The sequence below is a fragment of the Puia sp. genome, from assembly GCF_035546395.1.
In the GTDB taxonomy this organism is placed as follows: domain Bacteria; phylum Bacteroidota; class Bacteroidia; order Chitinophagales; family Chitinophagaceae; genus Puia.
Map to the genome: position 1 here is coordinate 191,037 of NZ_DASZXR010000006.1, position 13,577 is coordinate 204,613.

The 13,577-nt window shown below is 56.0% G+C and carries 8 protein-coding genes; 1 reads left to right on the forward strand and 7 read right to left on the reverse strand.

Going from position 1 to position 13,577, the window contains the following annotated elements; translation table 11 throughout:
* Nucleotides 1-8: 8 nt before the first annotated feature.
* From VHE34_RS07200 to VHE34_RS07230, 7 genes are all read right to left on the reverse strand, one after another.
* Nucleotides 9-3,671 carry a BamA/TamA family outer membrane protein gene (locus VHE34_RS07200; RefSeq protein ID WP_325586169.1) on the reverse strand — a complete coding sequence of 1,221 codons (3,663 nt, stop codon included), beginning with the start codon at nucleotides 3,669-3,671 and terminating at the stop codon, nucleotides 9-11.
* Between the two features lie 13 nt (nucleotides 3,672-3,684).
* On the reverse strand, nucleotides 3,685-4,566 hold the full coding sequence (locus VHE34_RS07205; protein ID WP_325586171.1) for an SdiA-regulated family protein: 882 nt from the start codon (nucleotides 4,564-4,566) through the stop codon (nucleotides 3,685-3,687).
* Between the two features lie 77 nt (nucleotides 4,567-4,643).
* Nucleotides 4,644-6,992, reverse strand: coding sequence for a GAF domain-containing protein (locus VHE34_RS07210; RefSeq protein WP_325586173.1), 2,349 nt, complete (start codon nucleotides 6,990-6,992; stop codon nucleotides 4,644-4,646).
* A gap of 10 nt (nucleotides 6,993-7,002) precedes the next feature.
* Nucleotides 7,003-8,250: a Pycsar system effector family protein gene (locus VHE34_RS07215; protein ID WP_325586175.1), complete on the reverse strand. Its 1,248-nt coding sequence runs from the start codon at nucleotides 8,248-8,250 to the stop codon at nucleotides 7,003-7,005.
* 64 nt (nucleotides 8,251-8,314) lie between these two features.
* The gene (locus tag VHE34_RS07220; RefSeq protein WP_325586177.1) at nucleotides 8,315-9,220 is read right to left on the reverse strand and encodes an EamA family transporter; all 906 of its coding nucleotides are present in this window, start codon (nucleotides 9,218-9,220) and stop codon (nucleotides 8,315-8,317) included.
* Nucleotides 9,217-10,962: a tetratricopeptide repeat protein gene (locus VHE34_RS07225; RefSeq protein WP_325586179.1), complete on the reverse strand. Its 1,746-nt coding sequence runs from the start codon at nucleotides 10,960-10,962 to the stop codon at nucleotides 9,217-9,219. Before VHE34_RS07225 ends, VHE34_RS07220 begins: the two co-directional genes overlap by 4 nt.
* 156 nt (nucleotides 10,963-11,118) lie before the next feature.
* On the reverse strand, nucleotides 11,119-11,346 hold the full coding sequence (locus VHE34_RS07230; RefSeq protein ID WP_325586181.1) for a helix-turn-helix transcriptional regulator: 228 nt from the start codon (nucleotides 11,344-11,346) through the stop codon (nucleotides 11,119-11,121).
* Between the two features lie 576 nt (nucleotides 11,347-11,922).
* On the opposite strand from VHE34_RS07230, the gene VHE34_RS07235 reads away from it, so the two are divergent.
* The gene (locus tag VHE34_RS07235) at nucleotides 11,923-13,572 is read left to right on the forward strand and encodes a ribulokinase (protein ID WP_325586183.1); all 1,650 of its coding nucleotides are present in this window, start codon (nucleotides 11,923-11,925) and stop codon (nucleotides 13,570-13,572) included.
* Nucleotides 13,573-13,577: the final 5 nt, after the last annotated feature.

Below are 13,577 nucleotides of genomic sequence, written 5' to 3' on the forward strand. Positions count from 1 at the left end.
AGGCGCCATTAGTATTGAAAACCAAGTTTGACTAATACCACACCCCCATCCGTCCCCTGCCCATAGCTCGCCGAGAACACCAACCGGCTTAACGGGCTGATCCAGAACCCTCCCCCATACCCGTCATGCCACTGGCGACTCGTCTCCCCGGCCTGCCATACCCGCCCCACATCGTTGAAAAGCACCATCCCAAAAGAACCCGGGAACAGGTAGGTATTGAACTCCGCCAGCTTGATCCTCAGATCGATATTGTGATAAAAAGCCTCCCCGCCCGTAAACCGGTCCTTGCGATACCCCCGCAGATTCTCCAGGGCTCCAAGGGTCTGCGCCTGGTAGAATTCATAGTTGCCAAAACTCTTGCCCCAACCTACCCGGTTGGCGATGACAAAATTGGCCCTGGTATTAAAGCTCGTATACAAGGCCAGGTCGGTGTTCAATTGCGAATACTCCCGGCTGGCGTCGTTCAGACCCCCATAAGACCCGAATTTCGTTTCCCAAAGAATACCCCTCGAAGGAAATAGTTTGTCGTTCCGGTCATCGATCACCACCGTCGCCCGGCCGCCGGCGTAGGCCCGGTCGCGATAAAGCTGGCTCGCATCCAACCCGTTGACGGCCGTCTGGTTGACGAATCGGTCGAAGTTATCAGTGCTGTCCAGCTTAAAATATTGCACGGCCGGACCGGCGGAGAACGAGAATACCGATCCAAATCGCTTCCTTAGCTGCACGTCGAGATCATAGCTGTTATACCGCGCCCGATAATATCGTATCCCCTCTTTCGTGTGCTTGTCAAAACCCGATTCATTCCCAAATCCAAAAAAATTGATCGTATTGTTCGGAGCGAGCACCCTTGCGTTGACCAACAGGTCGAGCGAACCGATCGCCTTGATGGCCTCCAGCGAATATTTAAAAGCGTACGCTTTTGTCGACAGCGAATGTTCTGCCGTAAATATCTGCAAGGTCTTATAAGGATCCTTATGGAACCCATTTGTTGTATACCGGAATCCCGCGCCGATGAATACGCCGTCATCGGGGTTGTAGGCAAAGCTGAGCAACGGGGCAAGCACATTATAATGATATCCCAGTCCCGAGTTACCGACATAGCCCATCCGGACGACTTCATTGACCGAAGGGCTCGCCGACAGGAACTTCCGCTCAGCCCCGGTGCCCTCAAAGGAATTCTTTTCCGTATTGAGGTCATAGATCCTTGTCTTGCCGGCCGGAGCCCGCACCTCATTTCGGAAATCGTCATTCCCCGGCCCGCCGATGATCCGCACGATCGTTCTGCCTCCCTCTTCGCCATGTATATGAAACTGATCATCCCCGCCCTGCCCATAGAGCCGTATCTCTCCCGTCACGTCCGAAGCAAAACTCCGGCTATACAGCCTCTTTCCGGGATTGCCTTCCTTGCTCAGTTTGTAGACATTCACGATCACCGAATCTCCGTTGCGCCGTTCGACATCGAACAATTCCCGCTTGTCGCTGCCGTATATGCTGACGCTCTTGGAAAGAAACGTATAATATTTCATCATTTCCCCGACAAAATATTTCCGCCGCTCCTTTAATTGCGCGATGATCCAGTCCAATGAATACCCTCGAATAGTCGATGGCTGCAGGCGCAACGCCGACCCGATCAACGTATCGGTCATCGTCGCGACGACTTCCTCCGCCATATCCCGCCATTCCTTCTCCCCCAGCTCATTTAGGTAATTCCGGTCGAAATTGCGCGGCGCATAATTAAAAGCGATGATATTCCTGGCCTTCGCCCGGAAACCTTGTAACTGCGGGACGGCCCATGCTGACCCTACGATATAGCTGAGAAAACCATTGTTGATAAAGAAAGGTTGATCCCTGTCCCGCGGTACTGGCGACAACGTCTTCCCTTTACCGTTATCCACAGCCATCCACCGCCACTGATCTTCATGCCGGTCGAAGTCCATGACAAACATGTCCAGCATCCTGGCTCGCAGCGTCGCCTGCTGATCGATTACATTGTCGTTATCCTCCTTTAACAGTCGCTCGAGGTCCCACATGTTATAGGTCTTCTTTCCATTCCCCGGCTCATGTTCCTCCAGGAAAGCAAATAGATTGCCATAGTCGGCTCGGAACCTTCCCAGCCGGGGATCATCAGGAATATACACCAGCCGGGGTGTCGCATGCGGTACCCCTAGAGCCTGGGCCAATGGTGGTATCGAAAGGCAAGCATACGGATAAGAAGCAGATACCCCATCATTTACGATATCCCGGACAAACGCATCCCCCTGCACCGCCTCCGGTAGCGCCCGGTCGTCGACATATTTCTTCACCCCTCTCAGGACATATTGCTTGCCGTCAGGAGCAAGTATCCGCAACGATCTCGTCTGACTGCCCCCGCCCCGTTGTAAGGGAGTCCAGCCGGTCATATCGAAGACCTTTACTTTTATCGGCGCCGCCCACTCCTTCCGGTAATTGGGCCCCAGCAACCAGCGCTTGAACCCCCCGGCCAGGAACTCCGGGTCACCTACCGCGGTTACGCTATCCGGGAAATTCCGGACGATCGCCGTCGTATCGACATGTCGAAGCAACTGCGGTACCGCGGCCGAGTAAAAGGACTGGTCAAGCCCTCCCGCACCCACATTATAAAATCTGATCTCGCTCTTGCCGCTGGCATGAAGCTCGATCGTCGCAAACCCGATCTCCTCCCGGGCCATCAATGAATTCGCTCCCATCTTCACCCGCGTATTCTTTGAACCCGCCCCGCTCACGACGTAGTACACACTGTCATGCTGCAACAGCTGTAGAGTATGCTCATGGCCCGCAACATGAACGATATTCGAATGCCCGTGGATAACCTCTTCCAGCGCATCCCTCATCTCCTTATACCTTGGGTTCCGGGTATCCTGGACATTCCCAAAGACCCCCCTGGACACAGGATAGATCGAGCCGATCACCGGCAGCGGAATATATAACCCCGGCTTCAGATCGGTCAGGGGAAAGATATGCTGCTTCAGCGTGTAATAGCCACCATGCTCGCCGTGGGTGTAAAAGGGGTGATGCATAGCCAGCACGATCAGCCGGTCCGGGTACAAGCTCACAATATCCCGCAAACCATTGACGATCGATTTTGGGTCATTACAATCGCATGCCGACTGAGGACCCGGCCGTTCCTTCTTTTCCTGCAGCCACCACTGGCTGTCCATGCACACCAGCACCATCTTATTGCCCAGCGGCACCGCAACCGGACCCGGACAGCCATCGCCAGGCAGAAGCCTGACATTCGGCATCCCCAGCCCGTTGATATACGCCTCCTCGTTCCTCTCCTGCTGCCAGCCGCCGATCTTCCCTTGCTTCCAGTCATGATTGCCCGGGACAAAAAAGGCCTTAGCCGCCTTCCCGGCCACCACCGACACCTGGTAGTCCAGTATCCTCCGGGCCATGTCGAGGTCCGCAGCCCCATCGGCCGGCATGCCGTGCGGGTAGATATTGTCCCCAAGATACACCAGCACATTGCTGCTGTCATTCCAGTCGACGTGCTGCTTGAGCCAGTCGCACACCGGATGATGCCCATCCCGCAGCTCCCCCGCATCCCCGACAAGGAACATCCGCTGAACGACCGGGTCGGACTGGCCGTACCCCGTTAATATCCCCCCACCCGCAACTAACGCCAGGCTGATGATTCGTACTATTCTTCTCATGATCGTGAATTGTCTAAGGCTTGTAAGGAAAGTACAGGATATTGGCATTCCCCTGCACCCCCTCGTTCGAAATATACATATTCCCCCTCACATCGAAAGCCAGCCCCTCCGGTTGCTTGAATAGGTCGGGATTGAGAGCAAACTCCTCCTTCACCTTCCACCCGTCATCCAACACCAGCAACACCTTGTTCACCGAGGAGATGATATACCACTCATGGGTCACGGGGTGCCTCGCGATACACGACGGATGGAATTTTACTTTCTTATGGATACTCTTCAGATGTTTCCGGGAAACCTCCACAAGAAAATGGTCGCTCACCCTCAACACATGTTTCTCGTCATACTGCAATACATACCCCGATACCTCGTCCCGCTGATCATCCCCGGGGCAATTCTTACAAAGCGCGATCAGCTTTCCTTCATCGCCATACAGCCCCTCATACTCCCCCTTCGGCAGGATATGCTCATACACCTTCACCCCCTTGTTATCCGCACTCCGGACCATACTGGCCGGGAAGACGAAAAGACTCCCATCGCTTCGCAACACCACGAATTCGGAATGGTTGAGCACCGTCACATCCTCATAGTCGCCATGCTTGCCGAATTTCCAGCTCCGATACCGCCCATCCCCCAGGTGAAAATAGAACAGCCGCCCCGTTTCATCCTCGATCGCATACAACGTATCCAGGTCGCTCCGCAAAAAACTGATCCCCGAGATCTCATGCAACGATTCAGGCAGCACCGTCTTCTTCGGCGCGCCAAGATCATACCCCCGCGGCGACGGCACAGCCGGCGCGCCGGACTTCACCGCATTCGCATCCTCCTTCACCTTGGGTTGCTGGCCCCCACCACACGAGACGGTAGCCACACAAGACAAAGCAACCACAAGTATCATAGATTTATTCATCATCATCCCATCCAAGCCCACCGCGAGCTGGCGGCCGCATCCAAGCCCCGCGCAAGCCCGCCCCCCTACCATAGCACCCCGACCCTCAACGCCCGCAACCCGCTCACCCCCTGCAGCTCCTCCAATTCCAAATGCTCCACCTCCAGCGCAAACACCCCCTTCTCCTGCAAATACTTAATATACCCCTCATATTCCTCCCCCTCCCGATCATTGAAATAAATGATCGCGATCTTCCCCGGCTGCGTCAGCCGCTCATTCGTATCCTGCACCCGCACCTTGTCGATCCGCTTCTTCACCACCTGGTAGCGGATATTATAGCCCCCCTCCACGTCAAACCTGCGCTCGTCCTTACGGAAGCTGATATCTATCGACGTCGAATGCACGAATATCAACTGCGTCGTCTGCAAAGGCGTCGCCATCTCGGGCAACAGCTTATGCGTCTCCCTCGCGATCATCGCCATCGACTTCAGCTGCCACAGCCGGAGGTTACGCAGGTACAACAGGTCGAAAGGCCGCATCGGCGATATAGACTGCCCGATATAAATATCGTATTCGACCCCATCGGTCCTGAACTTCTCGAAATAGAACGGATAGGACTTCTGCAATTCCGCGATCGTTTCCTCCAGCCACCTGTTCACCGTCCGGTTGACCAGCTGGATAGACGTCTCCAGTTCCCGCCGGTTGACAAAAGCCTCCCCCTCCGCCTCCTCCGTCGCTTGCAGGTACGGCGTGATCAGATCGGCAAGATCCGGTCTCGTCTCCCGGAAATGCCGGAGGAAAAAATCCACCTTGTCCCGCAGAAAACTGTTCAGGTTCAGCTCATCGGCCGTCGTCAACGCCCCATTCATCGCCTGCTCCCACTTCTGCGCCTGGTGCAGCAGCTCGTCCAGCAGCTGCAACTCCACCACTTTCTGCAACGACGACAACGTCTCCGTCAACAGGCGGAATTGCGTTTGCAGGTCCCGGCGCAATGCACTGTTCCGCTCGATCGTCGAATTCCGGATATCGACGGCCCCATACAGGGGATATACGTCCTTGAAATATATCGTCTCGATCCTCGCCGGTTCCTTCCCCATTTCCCGCATCCGCTCATGATGCCAGGCCGCCTCGTTGAACTTCCATTCCACCGCCGGCTGTATCGACGTGAAGTTCTCCTTCACAATCGCCTTCAGATCGGCCTCGAACTCGTCGATACCCCGCTGGAGCAGCTGCGCCAGCAACGGGATCAGCACATCCAGCCGGGCCAGCAGATCGGCCGTCAGGACGCCCGCCTTCCGGGCAGACACTTCCAGCACCCCCGCCACGCGGTTATTATAATACACCGGCACCATCGCATAAGACACGACGCCCGCCTGCCTCAAGGTCCCGAAAAAGAAGTGTTCACCCGCCGCCGGTTCCGGCAGGGTCTCATACAACACCTGCTTCGGATGCTTGAAATATTCATCCATCAGCGCCAGATAGATCTTCTCCGTATCCTCCTCCCCGCTTTCGGCCGACTCGCCGATGATACTGTGATAACAGCTGCTCTCCGAGTACACCGCCCGCCCGTTCACCTGCAACAAGGGCAAAAGCCCAAAGCTCACGTCCTTGGTGCCGGCAAGGACAGTCAGGTATCGGAGCACCTCCGAATGATGATTGCTTTCGTCACAGGCATCGGGATTCAGGATGAGATTCTTGACACTGTCGACCACATACTCCTCGGTGACATCCGTCACCGTCAGCGCCGAGATCCCCGAAAAGACAAAGCACTCCAACGGCAGATGCTCCAACAGCCGGTCGATCACCTCTTTCACCGGCCGCTTCGTGTCCAGCTGCGATGGGTCAAACGGTGGAAGCTTGTTCTTGGCCGACACCTCGACGAATCTGCTGTCGATGTTCAGCCGGTAATACCCGGGCAATCCCGTCTCCTGGTTGCGAAGGCTGCGGATCACCGTACTGCCCGCCGGCAGCGTATAATTGTAACATTGCAGCAGGATCATCGAATAGATCAGCTCCAGGTTTACCTTCGTCCGCACCTGGTCCTGCTCATCGATCATACACGCCTTTACCGCATGGGTCTCGGGATCGCGCAGCTGGTTGTAAAAAAAGTCGGTGCCGTAAATGATGATCGGCTTCACCGGTACCCCCAGCGCCCAGGCCGTTTCCCGCTCGTCGGCCACCGGCGGGAAACACACGGTATACACCAACTCGAAAAGATCGCTGTACTGGCCTATCTCTTCCACGTCGAGGAATTGCTTCCCCTGCAGCCGCTCCTCGAAATAATGAATGACAAAATCCAGGAACTTGACCCGCATCGTCCGGTCCGCCTGGCGGCGCCGCTTCAGAAAATGAATAAACCCGTCGAAGGAAAGCCGCGAATCTACCTTCCCCGCCCCCTCCAGCTCCTTGACGATATGAATGACTGAATTTTGCACGCTGATAATTTTACTTCGCCTGCGGAAAAGCAAGCGCCGCGATCAAAAAAGCAAGCACGGATGCAATCAGCCCGTACATGAACACATTGTAGGAAAGCCGCAACCAACGATACTTTTTCCCCAGTGCGATCCCCTGGAAATACACGTCCCGGATCAGGCTGCCATAAAGAAAATCCCGGTCGTCCATCATGATCAGCATCCCATTGGCATACTGCTCGAGGCTCATCTTGTAGAAATTCCCAAAGAACAGCAGGTTCACCTTCTTCTCATCGAGATCGGCCTGGTTGAAAGTACCCGGCGGAATATGCGGCCGCGTGGCCAGGATGGAAAAGACGATCGTCACAAGGTTCACCCCGAGCAATAGCGTTGCAGGAATGGCAAGATTCGTATGGTCCTCGATCTTCCGCAACAGCAGGCTCAGCAACACCGAGATGATGATCGCGTTCACCTGGATGAGAATATGCGCCTTGCTGTCGGCCTGGGAGCTCAGCTTTTGGTTGTTGTTGGACGTGATCCGGAAAACCGTATCGATCCCCCGGCCCGGGTCCTTTTTCTTATCCTTCTTTTTCTTGTCCACCGGTTGCACCTCCTCATCCTCGCTTCGTTCCAGCCCATGCTCCCGCAACAGCGAATTGATCGGGTTGATCCCACTCTCCGGCGCTTCCGGGTCCTTCGCCCTCAGCTTCATCAGGTTCTCATGCTGCTTTTCATTCAGCAGCAGCCGGCAGTAGTCGGTGTAATATTGGTGGGATTCCAGGAACCGGATCGTGTTCCGCCGCCATTCTTCCTTGCTTATCTTCTTCCCCTGCACCGCCTCCGCTTCCTTCCGCATCAGCTTGTTCCGCTCCGTAAATTCGTCCGTCCCCAGGTGAAAAAGATCGGCGTCGCAGACGATCTGCTCCATCAGACCCACCGCCCGCTGCGGTAGCTGGGTCGCAACGATACACCGCTTGATCGCCTCGATCACCCCGAATTCCACCGGGGTTCCTTCCAGGTACGATTGCGCCATCCGCGCACCCCGCTCCTCATGCCCCTGGGCGCCCCCCGTCAGGTACCCGAGATCATGGAACCAGGCCGCCACACATACGGTAAAAAAATCCACATCGCTCAATTGGTAATGCTGCGCGATCTGGGTCGCCGCCTCCACCACCTTCTCCGTGTGCCGCAGATTGTGGTAATACAGCTTCTCGTTCACATTCGTGTCGTAACTACTCCTGACATAATGCTCGGCCTGCTCCAAAAGACTTCGATGATCCATGGCAGAAAATTAACAAATTATAGCCGATTCTGTTTGAAATCGGGACATTTGACAACAATATCTGTTACTTAGACATAAGAAGTTTTCCCCGGTACTTCGCAAGGTTGATCAGCAGCACGCTCGTGAGGATCACCGCCAGACCCGATAGCTGCATCGGCGAAAGGCTCTCGCCGGCGAAAAAGCCCCCCAGCAGCACCGCCACTACCGGGTTGACATAGGCATGGGTGCTCACCTGCGTGGCGGGCCGCACCTGCAGCAGCCAGACAAAGGCGCTATAACCCGCCAGCGACCCCATCGTCACCAGGTAAGCGATCGCCAGCCATGAAGATAACGGCACCTCCCGGAAATGGAAGCTCACCCACTCGCCGCTGATCCCGCTCGCGGGAACAAAGACCAACCCCGCCAGCAACATCTGCCAACCCGCATTCACAGAATTGGACACCGGCGCACTCCGGTACTTGGAATACAGGGAACCCGCCGCCCACGAGATCGACGCAACGATCAACATCAGCAACGCCACCGTGGATTTCCCTTTCACCCCCGAAACGCCCCGCAGCCGCTCCAAAAAGAGGAGCAAAACCCCTATAAATCCCACGAAAAGTCCCAGCAGCGTGCTCTTGCTCCGGAAATTCACACCCCACTGCCTCCGGTCCAGCAACACGAACCAGATCGGCCCCGATGCCAGCAGCACCGCCGCCAGGCTGCTCGGAACATACTGTTCGGACCAGATCAGGATGCCGTTCCCCCCGCAAAGCAACAGGAACCCCGACACGAAGGCCGGACCGATCACCCCCTTCGTGAACAATGGCTCCCGCCGCACCAGGCACCAGGCGAGCATCAGCACACCTGCCACCAGGTAACGCAACACCCCCACCATCATCGGCGGGATATGCTGCACCGAAAGCCGGATAAAGAAATAGGTCGACCCCCAAACGATATACACAATGGCAAACGCGATCACCACCCTCATACAATACTCTTTTTATGCGTGGGAACTACCGCCGGCTTATGCCGCTGGCTGAGATAATGGATCACCTGGTGCTCCAGCCAGTGATGCAACGGCACCAGCCCCGCCGCCAGCACGATCTTGATACAAAGCACCTTCCAGGGCTCGTCATGCGTCCAGGCCTGGATACTCCGGTCCAGTAACAGAATGATGAATTCAAAAAGAAAGATAAAGGAAAGGAACACCACCGTCCGGATCACCGGCACCGGCACCCGCAACCTCCCCAACAGCACCACACTGATAAAAAGCAACACCAGCCCGGCCGTAAAACCCATATATTGGATATTGTGCCGCCGCTCCGTATTCAGCTCCTCGTCCCGCGCCGCCCGCTCCTTCCGCCGGTTCTCCGTCTCCACCTCCAGCTTCATCAGCTCCGTCTCCTGCGTCTTCGCCCGCAAGCTGTCCCGCTCGTCCCCCGCCAGCCGGGTATAGGTAAGTGCAGCCCTCCAATCCCCCGCCCGCTCATACAGCTTACGCAACGTGTCGGCAAGGATCTGCTGGTACTCCAGGTCCTCCGCGGCAGTAACCAGCTCATAAGCCTTTTTATAATAGCCGATCGCCGCCGGATACTGATCTCGCTTGATAAAGTAATCCCCAAAGGATTGATAGAAGCCTATCCTTACATCGGTGTTGGCTCCTGCAAGCACCAACGGCTCCGCCTCCCGGAAATAATAAAAGGCACTGTCATACCGCCCCTCTTCGGTCAAGGCCGCCGCCCGGATTTGAAGCGGATAAAAACGAAAGCCGAAATGAACGAGGTAATTCTGCATCTCAGGCCTCGAAAGAAGATATTGCTCCGCCTTCACATACTGCTTATTCCCATAATAAAGGTTGAAGATGCGGAAATAACTGTAGATCTTGAAAACACCATAATGCAGGGTATCCGCAAGCGCAAGCGAGTGTTCATACACCTTCAGCGCGAGATCATCTTGCTTGCTGAACCCAAACAGCTCACCCACCCTGTTGAGATCCCTGAGCATCTCGTAGCCACTCCACAGCTTTCGATCCAGCGCATAGGCCTTCATCGTCTCATCGATGGCCTTCCCGTACTCATGCATCGCCCCATAGAAAAAGTTCAATCCCCAGTATACGCTCCGTAATAATTTGTCATTTTTGCCTTCTTCCGCGATGGCCATCGCCTCCGAATAATTCTCGTAGGCCAGCGGCATGTTCTTCATCTCCTGATAAGCGCTCGCCAGGGAAACATACGCCCGCACCTTCGCCGTATCATTGTCCGTGTTGATCGCTACGGCCAGCGCCATGTTGCTGTAAGCCAAGCCTTTCTCATTATCGCCCTTGTTGCGCCAAACCGAGGAAAGCGAAGCATAGCTGTCGGTCAGCAGCCTCGAAAGCCCCGCTTCCTTAGCCAGCTGCGCCGCCTGCTCAAAGCTGCGCTGCGCCTTCTCCAGGTTGCCCGCAAGCCCCTGGTTATTACCATACCGCTCGCCGTTCCGGATATACGCCCCCACCATGACCAGGCGGTCCCGGCTCAGCTCGGCATCCATCAGCGCCTCACCGGCATACACCTCCTGCTGCGCCGAATCGGCCACAACCGACGCCAGTTCCATCAGGAAATGCACCTTGTCCGGCACCGTTCGCGCCTCCGCAAGCCGCTTCTTAAGACTATCGGTAAAAAAATCATCAGGTCCCTGCGCATATACCCGCAGCCCGGCAATAAGAAAAAGAAGAAAGAATAAGGGTCGCATGCCCTAAAGATACCATCCTCCTTAAAAGATCAGGCTGCAATTCATCACATTATAAAAAAATGGCACTTCTTCCACACTCCTCTCCCCAATTCCCCATTCCGCCCCGGGCGGACCGGAAACGGGAACGGTAGTTCCACCAAACAATAAATAAGATAACTACTGGGAAGACTGGGGGACCCGGGTGGAGATCAGCAACTCCCGGATATCCACATCCAACGCAAGCGCGATCTCCCGCAATAACTTTAGAGTGGGCTGAAATTCATTGTTGCAGATTCTGGTCACGCTATTAGGCGCGATGCCGACTCTCATCGCCAATTCCTTATGCGATACATCTTTTTCTGCTAAGACGGCTTTGATCCTGTTGATTTTAATCTTGTTTTCCATTTCTCCGGCGGTTTGAGGGGTAAGACAATTTAGGCTATTTCTCCTGTAACCCATACGCAAAAACGAAGATAATCTTCTCTGAATCAATGCCTTCCGCACAGCCCGTATACCCTCAGCGTATCTATAGATCAGTGTGTCGTATTATAAAATAATCCTTACGTATCTTACAATAGGCACGAGAAAATTTGGGCAAAGCGCTGACATTTTTATTTTGCGTAATATGTCCGGCCGGACGACCCCTCGTCCGCCCCGCCGGATTTATCACCTGACTCTTTCATCCTTGCAAAACTTCGGCCCGCAGCATTTTTTACCCACTCGCCCCATTCGACCACACCCACTCGCCATCACTCCCCCAAAAGAGTATACCTTTTCGACACACCCCCGCTCAACCGGATTTAACACAGACCACCACGAAATTTACCCCAAACGCCTCAAAATTTACCCCGGGCCGCCGCCCCTGAACCGCCCCGGAATTTACCCCAAACCACCCCGAAATTTTTTTAAAAAACAAAAAATTAAATGTTACTTTGACAAGTCTTGATCAACAGGAGACCACACGATAACCCACCCAGCCATATGCAATTGGATAACTTTGTCATAGGAGTAGATTACGGCACAGATTCCGTCCGCTCGCTCCTCGTCAACGCAGCCGACGGCAGCGAGATCGCATCCTCCGTCTTCTATTACCCCCGCTGGCGCGACGGCCTTTACTGCAACCCCGCGGAGAACGTCTTCCGCCAACACCCGAAAGATTACATCGAAGGCCTCGAATACACGATAAAGAACTGCCTCGCCCAGGCAGGCCCCATCGTAACAAAAGCCGTCAGGGCCATCTCCGTCGATACTACCGGCTCAACCCCGGTCGCCGTCGACGAAACAGGTACGCCTCTCGGTCTTCTCCCGGCCTTCGAACACAATCCCAACGCCCTCTTCGTCCTCTGGAAGGACCATAGCTCCGTAAAAGAGGCCGCCGCCATAAACGGCCACGCGGCCCGTTTCGACGTCAATTACCTGCAGTTCGTCGGCGGCATCTATTCCTCCGAATGGTTCTGGGCAAAGCTGCTCCGTATTCTTAGGATAGACGAATCTGTTAGGAACGCTACCCATTCCTGGGTCGAACACTGCGACTGGATACCCTTCCTCCTCACCGGCGGCAGCAGCGCCGCCGCACTGAAACGCGGTGTCTGCGGAGCAGGCCACAAAGCACTCTGGGCAAAAGAATTCAACGGCTACCCGCCGGACGAGTTCTTCACCTCCCTCGATCCCCTCCTCAAAGGCTTTGCCGCCCGGCTGGGGAAACAAACCTACACCAGCGACCAGCCCGCCGGCCGCCTTTCTTCCGAATGGGCCGGACGCCTCGGCCTCCCGGCCGACGTCGTCGTCGGCATCGGCGCCTTCGACGCACACATGGGCGCCGTCGGCGGCCAGATCGAACCCTACCACCTCAGCAAGGTAATGGGCACCTCCACCTGCGATATGCTCGTCGCCCCACTCAGGGAAGTGGAAGGCCTGCTGGTGAAAGGCATCTGCGGCCAGGTCCCCGGCTCGGTCATCCCCGGCATGATGGGCATGGAAGCCGGCCAATCCGCCTTCGGCGACGCCTACGCCTGGTTCCGCAACCTCATCTCCTGGCCCCTCCAACAGTTTAGTCCGGAGATCGCCAACGCCGCAATAGATAAGATCATCCCCGAACTAAGCCGCCAGGCGGCCGCCCTCCCCCCAGACCCGGGCGCGGAACTTTCCCTCGACTGGTTCAACGGCCGCCGCACACCCGACGCCAACCAGCTGCTCAAAGGCGCCATCACCGGCATCGACCTCGCCAGCGACGCCCCCCGCATCTTCCGCTCCATCGTGGAAGCCACCTGCTTCGGCGCCCGCACGATCGTCGACCGCTTCATCGCCGAAGGCGTCCCCGTAAAAGGCCTCATCGGCCTCGGCGGCGTGGCAAAAAAATCCCCCTTCATCATGCAGATGATGGCCGACGTCATGAACCGGCCACTCCGCATCCACTCCTCCGAACAGACTTGCGCCCTCGGCGCCGCCATGTTCGCCGCCACCGCCGCAGGCCTCTATCCCAATGTAGAAACCGCAATGGCCGCCATCGGCCAGGGCTTCGATGCCACCTATACTCCCGACCCCGCCCGCGCCGCCCTCTACGAGCTGCGCCTCCGCCGGTACGGCCAGCTCGGACATTACATCGAACACACAACAATGGCCACCGAATAAGACAC